This is a genomic window from Candidatus Saccharibacteria bacterium oral taxon 488 (assembly GCA_010202465.1).
Lineage (GTDB): Bacteria > Patescibacteriota > Saccharimonadia > Saccharimonadales > Saccharimonadaceae > Nanosynbacter.
In genome coordinates, this window is sequence record CP047919.1 from 453232 (window position 1) to 470042 (window position 16811).

At 51.5% G+C, this 16811-nt stretch carries 16 protein-coding genes and 3 tRNA genes; 8 read left to right on the forward strand and 11 right to left on the reverse strand.

All coding sequences use genetic code 11. The features are described from left to right. Together GWK76_02490 and GWK76_02495 are read right to left on the reverse strand one after the other, a co-directional pair. Nucleotides 1-1176, reverse strand: coding sequence for an AAA family ATPase (locus GWK76_02490; protein ID QHU92178.1), 1176 nt, complete (start codon nucleotides 1174-1176; stop codon nucleotides 1-3). Continuing rightward, nucleotides 1176-2018 (reverse strand): hypothetical protein, encoded by an 843-nt coding sequence (locus GWK76_02495; protein ID QHU92179.1) that lies wholly within the window; start codon nucleotides 2016-2018, stop codon nucleotides 1176-1178. Before GWK76_02495 ends, GWK76_02490 begins: the two co-directional genes overlap by 1 nt. 61 nt (nucleotides 2019-2079) lie before the next feature. Here GWK76_02495 and GWK76_02500 point away from each other — a divergent pair, with 61 nt between their 5' ends. The 4 genes from GWK76_02500 to GWK76_02515 all read left to right on the forward strand — a co-directional run bounded on the left by GWK76_02500 (nucleotide 2080) and on the right by GWK76_02515 (nucleotide 5409). After that, nucleotides 2080-3114: a D-alanine--D-alanine ligase gene (locus tag GWK76_02500; protein QHU92180.1), complete on the forward strand. Its 1035-nt coding sequence runs from the start codon at nucleotides 2080-2082 to the stop codon at nucleotides 3112-3114. A gap of 24 nt (nucleotides 3115-3138) precedes the next feature. After that, entirely contained in the window at nucleotides 3139-3882 is a 744-nt protein-coding gene (locus GWK76_02505; protein ID QHU92181.1) for a slipin family protein, read from the forward strand. Nucleotides 3883-3906: 24 nt separating this feature from the next. Further along, nucleotides 3907-4749: an alpha/beta fold hydrolase gene (locus GWK76_02510; GenBank protein QHU92182.1), complete on the forward strand. Its 843-nt coding sequence runs from the start codon at nucleotides 3907-3909 to the stop codon at nucleotides 4747-4749. A 411-nt stretch (nucleotides 4750-5160) separates the two neighbouring features. After that, a complete protein-coding gene (locus tag GWK76_02515) occupies nucleotides 5161-5409 on the forward strand; it encodes a DUF4342 domain-containing protein (GenBank protein ID QHU92183.1) in 249 nt (82 codons plus the stop codon). Between the two features lie 62 nt (nucleotides 5410-5471). Here the strand turns inward: GWK76_02515 and GWK76_02520 are convergent, their stop codons facing one another. Both GWK76_02520 and GWK76_02525 read right to left on the reverse strand, forming a co-directional pair. Then, complete coding sequence (locus GWK76_02520) at nucleotides 5472-6674, reverse strand: alpha/beta fold hydrolase (protein ID QHU92184.1); 1203 nt, start codon at nucleotides 6672-6674, stop codon at nucleotides 5472-5474. A 78-nt stretch (nucleotides 6675-6752) separates the two neighbouring features. After that, nucleotides 6753-6827: transfer RNA gene (locus GWK76_02525), tRNA-Gly, on the reverse strand. A 389-nt stretch (nucleotides 6828-7216) separates the two neighbouring features. On the opposite strand from GWK76_02525, the gene GWK76_02530 reads away from it, so the two are divergent. From GWK76_02530 to GWK76_02545, 4 genes are all read left to right on the forward strand, one after another. Beyond that, complete coding sequence (locus GWK76_02530) at nucleotides 7217-8116, forward strand: family 16 glycosylhydrolase (protein ID QHU92560.1); 900 nt, start codon at nucleotides 7217-7219, stop codon at nucleotides 8114-8116. Between the two features lie 49 nt (nucleotides 8117-8165). Beyond that, nucleotides 8166-8241: transfer RNA gene (locus GWK76_02535), tRNA-Phe, on the forward strand. Nucleotides 8242-8290: 49 nt separating this feature from the next. Continuing rightward, nucleotides 8291-8366: transfer RNA gene (locus tag GWK76_02540), tRNA-Gly, on the forward strand. Nucleotides 8367-8487: 121 nt separating this feature from the next. Continuing rightward, nucleotides 8488-10095 carry a DUF3459 domain-containing protein gene (locus tag GWK76_02545; protein QHU92185.1) on the forward strand — a complete coding sequence of 536 codons (1608 nt, stop codon included), beginning with the start codon at nucleotides 8488-8490 and terminating at the stop codon, nucleotides 10093-10095. A 111-nt stretch (nucleotides 10096-10206) separates the two neighbouring features. Here the strand turns inward: GWK76_02545 and GWK76_02550 are convergent, their stop codons facing one another. The 7 genes from GWK76_02550 to GWK76_02580 form a co-directional block, all read right to left on the reverse strand. Then, complete coding sequence (locus GWK76_02550; protein ID QHU92186.1) at nucleotides 10207-10557, reverse strand: hypothetical protein; 351 nt, start codon at nucleotides 10555-10557, stop codon at nucleotides 10207-10209. Next, the gene (locus tag GWK76_02555) at nucleotides 10550-11116 is read right to left on the reverse strand and encodes a hypothetical protein (protein QHU92187.1); all 567 of its coding nucleotides are present in this window, start codon (nucleotides 11114-11116) and stop codon (nucleotides 10550-10552) included. Before GWK76_02555 ends, GWK76_02550 begins: the two co-directional genes overlap by 8 nt. Before the next feature lie 267 nt (nucleotides 11117-11383). Then, the gene (rsmD, locus tag GWK76_02560) at nucleotides 11384-11929 is read right to left on the reverse strand and encodes a 16S rRNA (guanine(966)-N(2))-methyltransferase RsmD (protein ID QHU92188.1); all 546 of its coding nucleotides are present in this window, start codon (nucleotides 11927-11929) and stop codon (nucleotides 11384-11386) included. Then, complete coding sequence (locus GWK76_02565; GenBank protein ID QHU92189.1) at nucleotides 11919-12737, reverse strand: hypothetical protein; 819 nt, start codon at nucleotides 12735-12737, stop codon at nucleotides 11919-11921. Before GWK76_02565 ends, rsmD begins: the two co-directional genes overlap by 11 nt. A 10-nt stretch (nucleotides 12738-12747) precedes the next feature. Further along, nucleotides 12748-14790 (reverse strand): ATP-dependent DNA helicase RecG, encoded by a 2043-nt coding sequence (recG, locus tag GWK76_02570; protein ID QHU92190.1) that lies wholly within the window; start codon nucleotides 14788-14790, stop codon nucleotides 12748-12750. Then, the gene (locus GWK76_02575; GenBank protein QHU92191.1) at nucleotides 14791-15546 is read right to left on the reverse strand and encodes an HAD-IIB family hydrolase; all 756 of its coding nucleotides are present in this window, start codon (nucleotides 15544-15546) and stop codon (nucleotides 14791-14793) included. Continuing rightward, nucleotides 15546-16775 (reverse strand): tyrosine--tRNA ligase, encoded by a 1230-nt coding sequence (locus GWK76_02580; GenBank protein ID QHU92192.1) that lies wholly within the window; start codon nucleotides 16773-16775, stop codon nucleotides 15546-15548. Before GWK76_02580 ends, GWK76_02575 begins: the two co-directional genes overlap by 1 nt. Nucleotides 16776-16811: the final 36 nt, after the last annotated feature.

A 16811-nucleotide genomic window follows, 5' to 3' on the forward strand; every position in this document is an offset into this window, starting at 1 on the left:
CTAACTCTTGGTTGGGCGCGGAATATCTTCTGGCAGAAATCCTTTTTCGTGCTGGAAGCCAGCTTGCCATTTGTAATCTTTACCGTAGCCCAAATCTTTCATCAGCTTGGTTGGGGCGTTACGAAGATGCAGCGGCACGGGCGAATTCGGATAGTTGTGCGCTAGAGCGAAAGCCTCATTCATCAAATCAGTAATCTCGCGCGACTTCTGGCTGCGCGCTAGGGCGATAGCGCAGTGGAATAAATTATATTTAGCTTCGGGCAAGCCAACGCACTCCACCGCCTCAAAGGTAGCAACTGCCAAGCTCAGCGCACCATTGCCAGCTAGACCAATGTCTTCTGACGCAAAGACCACCATCCGCCGAGCAATGAACTTCGGATCTTCACCAGCGTCAATCATACGCGCCAAATAGTACGCCGCAGCCACCGCGTCACTACCGCGCAGTGATTTGATGAACGCTGAGATGACGTCATAATGCGCATCGCCCTTTTTGTCATAGCCCGGCAAACGGCGCTGAGCCGCTGCCTTGACAACCTCCGGCGTGACTTTCTTGCCAAAGCTCAGCGCCAACTCCAGATTACCCAGCGCCACCCGCGCGTCGCCGTCCGCCAATTCCGCCAAATAGTCTAGAGCTTTGGACGACACCCGTTTGGATTGTTTCAAAACTTTGAGCGCCCGTTTCAATACCAATATAATTTCATCTTTGGTCAGCTGTTGGAGCACCAGCACCCGCGTCCGGCTGAGCAGCGGCGTGATCACCTCAAAACTCGGATTCTCAGTGGTCGCCCCAATCAAAGTAATCAGCCCGCTCTCGACATGCGGCAAAAAGGCATCCTGCTGCGCCTTATTAAATCGATGAATTTCGTCAACAAATAGAATTGTCCTGAGGCCCAAATTCCAATTTTGCCTGGCATGTTCGATCACCCGTTCGACATCTTTTTTGCCGCTAGTCACCGCTGACAGCTCGACGAACTCCGCATTAACCTCGCGGGCGATGATCCGCGCCAATGTCGTCTTGCCCGTCCCCGGCGGCCCCCATAAAATCAAACTGACCGGCTCACCGCGCCGGGCAATCTGCCGCAGCAGCTCGCCCTCGCCCAGCAAATGACTTTGTCCAATCACCTCATCCAAGGTTTGCGGCCGCATCTGCTCGGCCAGCGGTTGTCGCGCGTCCATTACCACCAATTATCCTCTCGCGGCCGATACTGCGAAAAGTGTGAAAAACAATCAGCCGGTCGCCGCCCAAGCGGTTTTGTTTGCAGACGCAACCCTTGATCAATCTGCTGAGCGCTTCCGCAGACTGCCGCAAACTCCGGCGACGCCACGTACTCTCGCCATGTCATCCCATCCAGCGGCACATACTGCTCCAGCATATCCAGCGTCGTTTGATGCATACTGTCTGCCCCCGCTTGACCAGCCTCGCGACGAGACCGGCGCCGCCCAGCTGCCGTCATTTCCGGCGGCAACGCGCAGCCAGCCCAGTGTAGAACCCGCGCTGCTGCTCCATTGACGAGACCGGCACCGCCAGAGCAGTGACTAGTCAGTCGCACAAGTGCCGCGTGACGTTCCGCCTCATCAGTGGTCAACGGTATAGCTGACGTATTGCCAGTCTTAACCGCCATCTCATATGCCAATCGCTTTTGGTCGAGCTCCCCGAACAGCTCGTCTAACCACCTACTGCTATCTTTGATACTACCAACCAGTGGCGGCAGATTCTTAATCGCCCTCTGGAGAAGATTAGCTTCACATTCACTATACTTCTGCAATCGAATAGCCCGAGATATCTGCCCCAAGCCACCCACCGCTACCGCTATACCACCAAAAAATGTCACTTGCCGACCAGCTTCTGATAACACGTTGTGCCACACCTCACCTGACAAGGTCGTTAACATACCGGCAATCGTACCAATATTACCGACGACCCCACACCTAGCACACTCAGCTACCGAGTCGCTACCGCCAATGACCTCAGGCGTCAGCGATCTATTGAGCCTCTTATTCCCGTTATCCGCCATCATCATTTCATTATATCACGCCATAAATTCGCCCCGCCAAGGTGCAATGCGCTATACTAGAATAATGGATAGATTACGCGTTCTCCTCATATTTGGCGGCGAGTCATCCGAGCACGAAGTCTCGATCAATTCCGCTACTAATGTGCTGGCGGCACTGGACGCAGCACGCTACGACATTAACCTATGCTACATCGACCGCGCTGGTCGGTGGCGGCTCGTCGAGACGATTGAGACACGCAACCAGCCAAGCCCACACTTAACGCCACAACTCGGCCAGCGGTCACTGCTCATCGACGGCGTTGACCGGCTGCCGATTGACGTGATAATTCCGGTGCTTCACGGCAAAAATGGTGAGGACGGTAGCGTACAGGGCCTGGCGCAGCTACTTCATATTCCCTATGTCGGCCCGAGTCTCCTTTCGGCGGCTGTCACCATGGACAAAGACATGACCAAGCGGCTGGCGCTCGGCGCTCACGTTCCGGTTGTACCGTGGCGAACGCTAGCGAATGATGCGCCGCGACCGACCTTTGCCGAGATAGCTGATGAGCTTGGTGCGCCTGTTTTCATCAAGCCATCCCGCGCCGGCTCGTCCGTCGGTGTCAGCAAAGTCCACTCGGCCGAAGCATTCACCGCCGCGCTTGATGAAGCCTTTCGCCACGACGACACCGTATTGATAGAACAAGCGATCACCGCCCGCGAGATCGAGCTGGCCGTCCTCGGCCGCGGTACGTCCGCCCGCGTCAGCATTCCCGGCGAGATCCTTCCTGGTGAAGAATTTTATAGCTACGACGATAAGTACAGCGCCTCCAGCACTTCGCGCGTCGTTATCCCCGCGGAGGTTGACGAGTCGGTGGCGACAGAACTGCAGCGCCTCGCGCTGGCCGCCTACCAAGCGACCGGTGGACGCGGCATGGCGCGAGTTGACTTTTTCCTTGACCCAACGGGCCAGATTTTTCTCAACGAAATTAACAGCATCCCCGGCTTCACCAACATCAGCATGTATCCGAAGCTCTGGGAAGCTTCGGGCCTCAGCCCACAGGCGCTGGTTGACGAGCTGATCAAGGAGGCCCTTGCCAGCCATTCTATACGTGGCGTATAATTTCCTTATAAACAGGAGGTAGATATGGAAATAGTAGCAGTAATTTTAGTCATCGTACTGATGTTTGTGCTGAGCGGCATTAAAGTGGTCAATCAATACCAGCGCGGCGTGGTGTTGACGCTTGGTAAATTTACTGGTGTACGCGAGCCGGGCCTAAGGGTGGTGGTGCCGATTTTTCAGACGATGATGATGGTTGATGTGCGTTCCACGCCAATCGATGTACCAAAGCAAGAAGTCATCACCAAAGACAACGTCACTGTCGGCGTTGACGCGGTAGTTTATTTCCGAGTAATTAACGCCCCAAAAGCGGTGCTGGAGACGACCAACTATATTTATGCCACCAGCCAATTTGCCCAAGCTGCCCTGCGCGACGTCACCGGTAACGTTGATATGGATGATCTCTTGGCCAAGCGCGAGGAAATTTCACAGCAGATCAAGGAAATTGTTGATGCCGAGACGGATAAATGGGGTATCGATGTCGAGAATGTTAAGATTCAGAATATTGAATTGCCTGGCGACATGAAGCGCGCCATGGCCAAGCAAGCCGAAGCCGAGCGCGAACGCCGCGCTAACATCATCAACGCCGACGGCGAAAAAGCTGCTGCTGAAACGCTGGCGCAGGCAGCAGAGATCCTGGCAAAAACCCAAGGCGCGATTAACCTGCGCACCTTGAATACACTGGAGCGCATCTCCACCGAACCATCACAAAAGACAATGATGCTCTTCCCGATTGAACTGATTGATGCGATTCGCGGCGGTAAGAAATAGCACGCCTCGCACGGTTGATTGCACATGATGGAGCTGCTTCAAACGTCCCGCGGTACGATCGAATATCGACATGACATGCACGGCTCGTTAACGGTTCTCATTTTGAACGGCGGTCACACGACTGCCGCCATGCGTACGGGTGAGGATTACTTCGTTAGTCGCGGCTATTCAATCCTCAGCGTCAGCCGACCCGGCTATGGTGGGACAGATACAGCGCTTAGCGAAACCTATGGCGAATTCGAACAGGCGACAAACGAGTTGCTAGAGCAGCTCGGGATTGAGCGTGTCATCCTGGTCGGCATATCGGCTGGCGGCAGAGCGGCGATGCGGTTCGCCGAGCTTCACCCCGACAGCGTTGATAAACTCGTCCTGATGAGCGCGGTGAGTTTCAAGAAATGGCCTAGTCAAAGTACTCGTATGGCAGCCCGTATCGCGTTTAATCCTGTGCTCGAACATGTAACGTGGGCAGTGATGCGCTGGCTGCTCCGCAGATGGTCGCGAAAAATAGTCAGTTATTTGTTTCAACAACTCACGACATTGGACGCGCGTGACGTGCTTGCTAGCTACCCGCCGTCGTCTATTGATGCAATCGCGTCGATGTTTATGCAATTTCGCTCTGGCAGTGGGTTCATGAATGATATTAGTCGGCGTTTGATGAAGGGTAATCCCGAAACTATCACACAACCGACGCTTATACTGCATAGTAGGTATGATGGTTCGGTTCCGCTCGACCATCCGCTTCACACCGCGAAGCAGATCAAGCACGCCGTGCTTTCCATCAATAATACCGAATCGCACGTGATGTGGCTGAGTCCTAGGTGGATGGAAGTCGAAAATACGCTCGATGAGTTTCTCGCTTCAAAGTGATAAGGGCGCCGCTTAAATCATTATTCTGCCAAGTTCAGCGATTGCCTGGCTTCTTCGTTGCACGAGGCGGTCGCGACATTTCGGGGGGCTGGTCGAGCAACGAAAGGATACACTTAGGCATACAGCTGCGGACGCCTGTTGAGATGTTGCAGAGGTGGTGAGATGGTACGATAGATATACACGATCAGCAGACTATGTATTCAAAGTGGCTATCGCTACTTGAAAATAATGGCTTGGCAGTGTCATAATATTACAAATATGTTAGAGTTTGGCTCAACCGAAGATAAGACCGCATTACAAGCAAGTCTTAATAAATCACGAAAGTTGTGGCGCAAGATACTAGATATAGCCCAAAAAAGCTAAGTCATCATAAATAAACTATCTAAGAGCAGTAAAAAGTAAGGAGCAATTATGAGTAGACAAAACTATACCGAAGAATTTAGCGTTAACGGCGATCAAGTTGTCGAGAAGGTCAAGCAACTCATCAAAGAAGGTAACGTCCGCCGCGTCATCATCAAGAACGAAAAAGGCGAAAGCATCATGGAATTCCCAGTCACTGCTGGCGTGGTCGGCGTATTGCTGCTGCCAACACTCGCAGCACTCAGCGCAGCGGTGGTGTTGATGACACGGTGCACGATCGCGGTGGAGCGATGGGATTAGCGCCAATCTTTACAAATAACCTACTGGGCTCCGCAGCGCAACCCTTCAGTCCGAAAACCTTGTTAATCAACCAGCCGACTGTCCAGCCAATCAAAGACTACGCTATGCGCCAAACGTAAATTATTCAGCTGACAATGAGCGTCGGCGCCGCTTTGCGAATCGAACTCATGCAGCGTCGTATCAAGTTCGCGCCGGATAAATTCATCGTAGAGACATCGCGTTTGCCGCTGGAGTTCAGCACCTTCGCCTTCCCCCATGAGAAACAGCGACGGACAAGTGATAGCTTGGTGGTCGACAACCTTTGCCTGTTCGAAAACTTCATCGATCGCCGAGCGGAAGTCGCTCGTGCCGAACTGCCAGGCGTATTTTTTCAAATTGATATCGGCGGCTTCATTGATGTTCCCCGCTAATTTTAAGGCGAGATTCATCAGCCAGCCGGGCGCTTTGAGCGCTGCGCCGAACTCACGGCGGAACAGTTCTGCCACGTCAAAAATAGGCGTGCTGGCAATCCATGCGCTAATCCTCGCGTCTTTTGCGGCCGCTTGAGCAGTAAAATACCCGCCGCCGCTAACGCCGTATAGCGCAATGTGACGCGCGTCGGGATTTTCGGTTTGCAGCCAGTCAAGGCACGCGGCAATCGGCTCGCCGGCGTCGACGGTAAAAGTGAGACCTCTGGCGGGATTAGAGCCTTGACCGGGTAAATCGACCATCAGTACATTATAGTTCCGCCGCCACCCCGGCCAGCCGGCAAAATAGAACAAATCCTCCCGGTACGTATCACCGCCGCCGACCATGACCACGGTTGGGCGGTTATTGTCGCAGTAAAGATAATAGCCGGGTAAATAGCCAGTTTGATACGGAACGCGCACAGGTTTGATCGGTATATTTATCGCCCTGACCGCACCGGCAAAAGCGTTTTCCATAGCGCAAACAAGCTTCGGATATTCCGGAGAAAACGGATCAATGAACTGCAGTACTGCCCGATAGGCATAGGTTGCGCCAAAATAGCAGTCGGCGGCCATTTGTTCACCGGTGGCTGCCTTTGCCAAGCGAACGAGATAATCGGCATGGTCCGTAAAACAGGCTCGCCACTTACTCGGTTTCCCGTCACGCCCGATCTTATGCGCCAGATAAAACAACTCTCCATGCGACATACCGAACAGTTCCGCCACGCCGAGCATCCAGTTGAAAAAGAAATCGGTATCGTCATTGTCAAAGAAGATTTTAGTCGATTGCCGTTTGAGGATCTTTTCGTTTTTTTGCATGAATAACTCCTTTGGACGTTTTTTGAAACGAATAATTTTATACGGTATCGTGATCAGGCAAACAATCCTTCATCGACGTGGTGCGGATGGGGAGAGTCGAACTCCCGTCTCAACCTTGGGAAGGTCACATAATAGCCGTTATACGACACCCGCGACGAGAATATTATACCTGATTCTCCGCCAAACTACTAGAGTATTGCAGCATTTTCTTGACGCTTACGCTAAAAGTTTGACATATAATTTTAGTGCGCTATAATAGATGCATGACGAAGCGAAAACTGGTTACAACTAGCATAGCAACCCTTATCGTTATCGGCGGCTTGTCGCTTGGCGCACTGCACTTCTTGTCGCAGGTGAATAACTCCCCACCCCAAGCAACAAAATATGCCGATCGGACTACATCGCCGGCCGACTCACCAGGTACTAACAATCACTCCCTCGCCGACACCAATTCTACAAGCGATAATCAGCAACCAAGCAAATCTAACCAAAATACCGACAATAAACCGACACCAGCCGGACACAATTGGGTGACGCAGACCATGCGTCACAATCACGACCAAGCCCAAGCAGCAAAACAGCAACCTGAACGCCAGCGTGGCTCTCAGGGCTCGACTCAGCGAACCAATCAGTCACCACGCAACAACTCATCAAACAATAACTCAGGCAATAAAAATTCTGGCTCTCCGAGCCAACCACAACCGGTCAAGTCTGATGACTCAGCAAACCATGCAAACCACGACCAGAATCAGGCAGCAATTGACGGCTGGCAGATTGATTACTTTGAAGGCTTTGATTCGTCGATCAAGCAAACTAAGTGGGTACAGTACGGCTGGGGTGATCCGGCGGTTGGCCACGGCTGCATGGGCGTGATGTCGCAGCGTAATTCGTTTACTCAAGACGGTAAATTGGTCATTCGTACTCAGCACGAGAACGGCCAGTGGAGCACTGGCGGCGCCGGCTCGGGCGATGTATTTACCGCTTCACGTGGTCGCTGGGAAATTCGTGCCAAATTCCCGAAAGCCAAAGGCGTTGGTTATGCATTCCTTCTCTGGCCAAAGGACGAGGGCTGGCCACCAGAAGTTGACTTTGCCGAAGGACGCGTCAATGGTCCTCGCATTGAGGCAACGTACCACTGGGATCCGGATAACAAGCAAAAGCAAGCATTCCTTGATAATCACGACATGCATGGCTGGCACACCTACGGTGTTATCGTTGAGAAAGATTATATGATTTTCACCTTGGATGGCAAAGAATGGGGCCGCATTAATCACCCAGATGTGACCGACAAACAGATGTTCCTCGGTGTGCAGGCTGGAGCAATGGATCCAAACGGCATTAATAAACATACCGAAACCGTTGATGGTAGCGTGCCTAATCCACTCACGCCAGCAGTAGCTGATATCGAAGTTGATTATGTAGCACACTATGTGCGGAAATAGCGACTTGCCAGATAACGGTAACTTTAGTACAATGAAATAGCAAGTTTGTGGCTCTTTAGCTCAGTTGGTAGAGCAGAGGCCTGAAGAGCCTTGTGTCCCCAGTTCGAGTCTGGGAGGAGCCACCAAACATTGCATTTTATTCGCGGCTTTGTTACAATAAACCGTGAACCACATGCGGGTATAGCTCAGTTGTTAGAGCGCTTCCTTGCCATGGAAGAGGCCAGGAGTTAGAGTCTCCTTACCCGCACCACAATGGAACTTCCTGAGATTTGGTCGCCCGAACGGGCGGCTTTTTATAATGTTGCAAAGAGTAAACTTGAGTTTATACTGTTTCATTTGCCCAAATCCCCCATCTCGCTTATACTTAAACTATGAAGACTTGGCACGATGTCGCTTCTCTGTATCAGATTTATCCGCGTAGTTTCCGGGATACTAATGGTGATGGAATTGGCGATTTGAATGGCATTACCGAAAAGCTGGATTATTTGGCGTGGCTGGGGGTTGACGCGATTTGGATTTCGCCGTTCTTCGTCTCGCCGATGACCGACTTTGGCTATGATATTGCTGACTACCGAGCGATCGATCCGACATTTGGCGGGCTAGAGGATTTTCAAAAATTACTAGAAAAAGCCCACACCCTCGACATCAAAGTCATGATCGACCTCGTTCCCTGCCACACGTCTGATCAGCATCCGTGGTTTCAGGAAGCGCGGTCATCGCGCGACAATCCCAGGCGTGATTATTATGTCTGGCGTGATGGGTGGGATGGCAAGGAGCCAAACAATTGGCGAAGTTTATCGGGCGGCAGTTCGTGGGAGTTTGATGAACAGACTGACCAGTTTTATCTCCATTCGTTCCTGAAAACACAGCCGGATTTGAATTGGGATAATCCTGCGGTTCGTGATGAAATAAAAAATGTAGTGCGATTTTGGTTTAATATGGGCGTGGACGGCATGCGAGTTGACGCGATTTGGGGTATTTCTAAAGATCCGGAGTTTGGCAATGATTCGCCAAATCCTGATTTTCACAGCGATCCTGAAGCTTACGGCGCATTCATTCACGACCACTGTAAAATGGGGCCGCATTTTCAAGAATATCTGCATGAGCTGGCGTCAGTTTGCGATGAATATGACGATAAGCAGATGGTGTTTGAATTTTATCCGGATGAAAAGTTGGGTGATATTTACCAGCAGTACCACAAGGTTCTGACGGCCCACCCGAAGGCGTCGGCATTCTTTATGGAATATCGCCAGGACGAGTGGCACGCGGAGCATGTTGGACAGAAGATCGAGAATTATCTGCAGGCGGCAGATTCAGCCAAGCCGTTTTTCTGCGTCGGCAATCACGATCAGCCGCGCATTGCCTCGCGGCTCGGGACAGAGCGAGCGCGGGCCTTGCATTTTCTCAACCTGCTTACGCCGGGCGTCAGCGTGATGTACTACGGTGATGAGATTGGCATGACCAATGGCGAATTGACTACTGAGGATATTCAGGATAATTTTAGCCCTGCTCATTCTACTATAGACAGCCGCGACCTGGAGCGCACGCCGATGCAATGGGATGATACGCAGTTTGCTGGATTCTCAAGCGTACAGCCGTGGCTGCCCGTTCACGCCAACGCGACCAAAACCAATATCCTGACACAGGCCATGCACCCTGACTCACTCCTACATCTACACCGACGGCTGCTTCACCTGCGGCGGAGTATGCCAGTATTGCAGCACGGCACGCTTGAAGTGATCAACGCTGGTAATGGATTTGTTCTCGGTATCAAACGAGAGCTGGGCAGCGAGCGGGCTTATATTTATATTAACTTCGCTGATGCACCACAACATTTTTTTATCCCAGAACATACCGAGATCATCGCCTCAACCCGCCCTCACCGCTCTATTATCAGAAAAAACGGGCAGCTCACAATTCCTAGTCATTGCGGAATACTGCTACTTCATAAGGGTAAGTGGCTAAATTCTAGACCATAAGACAGCGCATCTTACATGTACACAGAGACCCTACTTGACAATCACGGCAGAGGTAATGGCCTACAACTTCTTTCATGCTTGCAATCTGTAGAGACAGAGGCAATTTGTCAATCACCTACCACGCCACGGCTCACATGCTACGCCGTCACTGTCTCGGTCAAGCTCTTCCCGATAACCGGATTCACCTTCCCGTATTGACTCTGCACCATCCTCACAAGCTTCAGAGCAATTAGCATAATACACATCGTCTTCGCTTTCATCTGTATCGCCAGGATCGTAATATCTATTACTGGGATTAGTAGTACCCGAAGGACTACTAATCCCACTTTGACTATGGTCTGGTTTCTTACTGCTGGAATCACCATAATGATGATTGTGCGCATACGCTACAAGTGCTACTGCTCCCACTATCAGAACAGCAATAAGTACACCAGTAGTCCTATCTTGCATACGTTCACTCATACAGCCACTCACCTACACCCCCATGGTGCGAGCAAGCGCCTCTTCCAGTAGCATATGACCGCCAACCATCACGACAGATCGCTCCGACCCTATGTGTTGCTTGTTGCTGAATTGGCTGTGGTGCTGGTTTTGGTGTGCGGACAATGATATGAGCTGTTGGTTGAGCTATGATCTCTACCTTGTCATCATATCCCGATCTACTTGGCTTACAGATCTTTTTGCTTCCAGCTACACCCTGCTGTTTGACTGTTTCTGTATAACCATATTGACCCGCTTCACCCTCATACTGTGTTTCAAACGGTATTTCTTCAGTTCTACAGTTTGAATAAGTTACGGACTGTACAGCTGGTGCTGTAGGTTGCTGTTGCTGACCGTTACCCATTGCTCCAGCGATGCCAGCCAATGCAGCAACACCAATAGCGGCGCCGATGACGCCTTTAACGGCTTGTGGTTTTTCCCATCTTAGTAAAGACTCCCTATTTATTACTAAAGTACTTTTAGCATACACCACAAACCCCAAATCTCCAAATTGTGAAATTACTATTAAAAACGGGTACATTCTCGCTATCTATCTGGTCAATTATTATTTTAGTAGTGTACGCTCAGTATTATGGACCATTCTTACACTAATATATTCTCACTAAAATATGCACTTGGAGGTTATTGTCGTCTTTGTGACCAGTGTAGTTATTCTGTCTACAAGAGGTTATCAATGTCATATTGCTAACCTCTTCAAACAGAAAAACCCGCTGGCTATCTACTTCCAGCGGGTTTTTCTATACATCAAAAAACGTCCTGACAACTATCAGGACATTTTACCAGAAACTTATTTCAATCGTAGGAACCGGGTGAGGTGCGCACCCCCATAACTACGATTGTCCACCACAACAATTCCGTTCTGAATTGGCACCTCACCTATTCCTGAGTGTGATAATATCATATGTCCACCCGGTTTGAGAAGTCCCATCAGTCGTGAGACTGTGGAAAACTGCGGGTTGTGGTATGGTGGATCGGCAAAAATAAGATCAAACTCCTCTGTTACGCTCATGCTTTCCAGCCAATTTGATACCGTTGTTTTTATTACAATAGTATTTTCGTTGATGCCCACGGTACTGATATTTTCGGCAATGACCCGCTGGGCAACTCGATCTCGCTCCACGAAAACTACCGACTCAGCGCCGCGGCTGAGCGCCTCCAAACCAATCGCACCGGAGCCAGCAAAAGCATCCAACACCCGCGCGCCGCAAACCATTTCACCCAATGAATTAAACATTGCTAAGCGCACCCGCTCACCCATGGGATGCGTCGTCGAGCCTGGCGGCGCCTGGATAAATCGTCCGCCAAATTTACCAGCGATGAGTTTAACGCGCACGCTGTTCCTCGGCCAGCCACACTGCACTCAGCCAGCCCAGCACCACTGCACGAATAATCAGCGGCATCAGTTGACGGTTGGTCTGTCGCGCTAGCTCCGTCGTCCAGCCAGTCTTGGCAAACTTTTCATACATGGCCATATCCGCCACCTCATGAACGCAGCCGAGATAAAACGCCCGAAAGCCCGCTTGTCGCACTTCCTCAATGTCGCGCTGCCGCGGCAGGCCAGCGGCAAACCGTTGGTAGGCTACTACGCTGGCGACACCCGCCTCGAACGCCAGATGCATAGTCATCACGCCCTTTGCACCCCAAAATTCCCAGTTATTGCGCAGGGTTTTTAGCACCGTTTCGCCCGGCATGAGGCTCTTTTTGATCAGCGAGTTACGGGTCTCCATACCTTCACCGCGCAGCTGGGCCAATTTCTCCTCCAGCGGAAAATGATGCGGTGGCGTCAAGCCATCGGTGATGGCGTGCGCCATCCATGCTGCCTCAAATGCTGCTCGCTCACAGTTATCAGCACTGAGCGCCGCTGCCAGATTAGTGATGTGTTGATCAACCATCTCGAGGAGCGCCACGTCATTCGGATCATGCGGGTCAATGAAGTGCCACGGCTCATCAACGGCCGGACTTTTCCGCTTGATACCATCAGGGCCATTATTACCCTCGAAATGCAAAATCTCCTTACTCGACGGAAAGTTGCACCACGATGGCAACAGCTGCACGATGTGCCGCCGCGCGACCCGATCAATTTTTTGATGAACACCCATCAGATTGCCTGATTTGGTGTGAAATGTGGTTCCTGAATACATACTTATCTCACTAATTTAGCGTCGTTAATCGCTGATAGCGACTGACGGCACGCGCCAGATGGTTATATTGTAGCAAATCCTGTCCCTCTTTGACAAAGCGCTCGGCCTCCATCTGTGCACGGGCAATCAGCGGTGTGTCGCTCAGCGAGGCAATTTTTAGGTTCAATGCGCCATGCTGCGCTCGTCCGTAAATCTCGCCAGGGCCGCGTAGTTTCAAGTCAACTTCCGCCAGATAAAAGCCGTCTTGTGACTTCTCAATTTCCCTGAGGCGCTGACTTGGCTTGTCATGGCTCGACAGCATCAAATGGCAAAAACTCTGGTGCTGGCCGCGCCCAACCCGCCCGCGCAGCTGATGAAGCTGACTGAGCCCAAAGTGATCGGCATTTTCGATGAGCATGACCGTAGCGTTCGGCACGTTGACGCCAACTTCCACGACTGTGGTACTCACCAGCATATCCAGCTCGCCGTCGGCGAACTGCTGCATGACCGTCGCTTTTTCCTCCGGTGGCAATTTACCGTGTAGCAGCCCAACATGGCGATGACGAAACATCGTTTTTGCTAATTTGTGATATTCCGCCTCGACCGATTTTTTGTCATTGTCGGGATTATCGTCGATCAACGGGCAGATGACATAGGCTTGGCGACCTTTGGCAATTTCTGCATCAATAGTTTCGTAGAGTTTTGGCGCTGAAGCTGGCGACCAAATTTTCGTTTCAATCGGCTGGCGCCCAGCTGGCAGCTCGTCCAAAATCGAGATATCCAGTTCACCATACAACGTCAGCGCCAAGCTCCGCGGGATCGGCGTAGCGGTCATGCTGAGGAGATGCGGCATGTAGTCTGCCTTTTGCAGTAAGGCCTGCCGCTGCTTGACGCCAAACCGATGCTGCTCGTCAATTACCACAAATCCCAATTTATGGTACGCCACTTTTTCCTGAATTAGCGCGTGTGTGCCGACCACCACGTTGATGTTGCCATTCGCTAAATTATCCAGCAGTTGCCGCCGCGCTGCACCTTTGACGTGTCCCGTCAGCAGCGCCACCGATACACCAAACGGCGACAATAATTCATCCAGCGTTTTGGCGTGCTGAGCCGCCAAAATCTCCGTCGGTGCCATGATGGCCGTCTGAAAACCAGCCTGCGCCACCTCAGCCGCCACCAGCCCAGCGACCGCTGTTTTACCCGAGCCGACATCACCCTGCAACAAGCGGTTCATCGGATGTTCGGACTCCAAATCTTGCAAAATCTGCCAGGCGGCGCGGCGCTGCGCGTTGGTCAGGGGAAATGGTAATTGCTCAACAAATTGCTTGACGACCGGCTGATTGAACGGGATGCGCCAGCCAGTCAACTTGGTTTGCTCCTGTTTATTTAACTGCGCTGCCAAGATCATTTCAAAGAGTTCTTCAAACGCCAGCCGCTCACGACCGCGGGTAATCTCCTGATGATTGTTTGGCGCATGGAGGAACTTAACAGCTTCCGCACGGCTGACTAATTTTTGCCGCCGGACGATGTACTCCGGCAGCGTCTCGGGCAAAAATTCCATGATAGGACGCAGATGTTTCAGCACATCCTGCACGGTTTTAGGGCGGAGATTTTTGATGGATTTATAGACCGGATGAATACCCGACGCGTGCTGGGCGTCGGATGTATCGGTTTGTTTGGCGAGTTCAACAGAGGGATTGCTGATCTGATAGCTGTTATACTGCATGCCAAATTGGCCGGAGAACATAAACCCAGTGTCGGATCTCAGCTGCGATTCGCGGTAGGGCTGATTGAACCAAACGGCCTTGACCTTGCCAGAATCATCCGCTAGCACCGCCGTGGTGATCCTCAGACCCCGGCGAGCAATCCGCGTGGAAATCGACTCGCAGCGCGCCCGCACCGTCACCTTGCCTGGCTGAAGATCAGCGATATTGACCGCCGCCGAATAATCATCGTACGCCCGCGGCAAAAAATCTAGGGCATCCGCCACCGTCTCTAGACCCGCCGCCGCCAGCGCCTGGGCGGTTTTGGGACCGACGCCTTTGATGTGTGCGAGGGGGGTGGTTAGTTTCATCTACGAAACGGCGTTGATGCCTTCCAGCGCGTAGGCGGTGTCTTCCCAGCCCTTCACTTCAATCGAGTCAACACCCATTTGCTTAACTGGAAAATCATTACCGCCTTCCTGTAGCTTGTCACCAAAGAATAGTGCCTCTTCCTTTGACCAGCCGTTCAGCTCGAGCAGCTTACCAATGCCATAGGCTTTATCAATTCCTGGCAGCGTAATGTCAGTACTGGTCGTACCACCAATCCTAACTTCGAGATTTGGCAGTTTCGCCGCCACCTTGTCACGATATACCGGACGGACATCTTTATACTTTTCTGCCCAGGCATATTTATCCTCTGGGGTTGCCTGTTGTCCCAGCGCCGACATGGTAATCTGGCTGTGGCGATCCTCGATAATCTCACCCGCAGGATTATCACACCAAATACCCATCTCCCTGGCAACCTCCTCCAGTACCGCAGTTATCTGAGTTTTTTGCTCATCAGACAGATCGTTCGCGTACTGAACCTTCCACTCACCATCAGCAGCGTCAAATCGATAATACCTCGTACCGCATGTCGGCATTGCATGGAATTTTTGGAGTAGCTCAGGCCGAACATCAAGTCGATCAATCACTTGCTTTTTAATCTGGTGGAATGTGCCGCCCGTGATGACACACATCTCATAGTTTTCAAGCAACCGACCAAGGATATCCGCCATACGATCGCTAATTGGTGACTTGGTAATGGCTAGTGTATCATCCAGATCAAACCCGATAATTTTTTTCATTATTCCTCTCCTTCCATATTTTCTGCAACTAGAATAAACGTATTTTTACCTTTTTTCAACAAAGATTGACTGTTGATGGCTTGGTCATTAGCCAGTCTTTCGCCGTTGAGGCTGATGGCGCCAGATTTGAGGAGGCGCCTGGCCTCACCGTTGGAGCTGACCGCGCCAGAGACTACCAATGCTTCGATGACGCCGACGCCGACATCAACGCGCGGAATTTCCTGAGCCAGAGCGTCCAGGTCATCGTCTGACAATTGCCGGAAATCACCGCCACCAAACAACACCTCCGTCACCCGCTCCACTGATTCGCGCCGATTAACGCCGTGGACGATATCGGTAACTTCGCGCGCCAAGACTTTCTGGGCTGAGCGTGCACCTGGGTTAACCGCATGGTTTTCAGCGATGGCCTCAATGGTGTCGCGATCGAGCATAGTAAAGATCTTCATGTACTCGATGGCGCTTTCGTCATCAACGTTCAGCCAGAATTGATAGAATTTATAGACGCTGGTTTTGTTTTCATCCAGCCACACGGCGCCACCTTCGGATTTGCCAAATTTGCGCCCAGTTGATTTGTTGATGAGTAACGGCGCGGTCATGGCGTAAACTTCGGCATTTTCTTTTTTACGAATCAATTCCACACCTGAAACCAAATTACCCCACTGATCAGAACCGCCGATTTGTAAATTGACACCGTGGTGTTTGAACAAATGCCAGAAATCATAGCCCTGCAGCAAGGTGTAGGTAAACTCCGCAAAACTCAGCCCCTTGCCATTAGCGATACGCGCCTTAAAAAATTCCCGCGTCGTTAACTCTGCCATGTTAAAATTCTTGCCAATGTCGCGGAGGAATGGCAACAATTCCAAATTGCCCAGCCAATCCGCATTGTCCACCAGAGTAAAATCGCGTCCCGCAAAAATTTGTGACACCTGCGCCTTCAACGCTCGCTTGTTGTGCTCAATTTCCGCATACGACAGCAGGCTCCGCTCCTCGGTGTCGCGCATATCACCAATCATGCCCGTGCCGCCACCAACCAGCAAGAATACTTTGTGACCGCGCTCCAAAAAATGCCGCACCATCATATAGACCGCCAAATGCCCGACGTGCAAACTGTCAGCCGACGGATCTGTCCCCAAATAGAGCGTAAAATTTCCCGAATCAATACGCTCATCATCGGTGAATGTCGCTTGATTCCAAAACCCGCGCCACTTTAGCTCCTCTGATAATTGCATATTCCTCCTTTTCTGGATAATAGTATAGCAATTTTA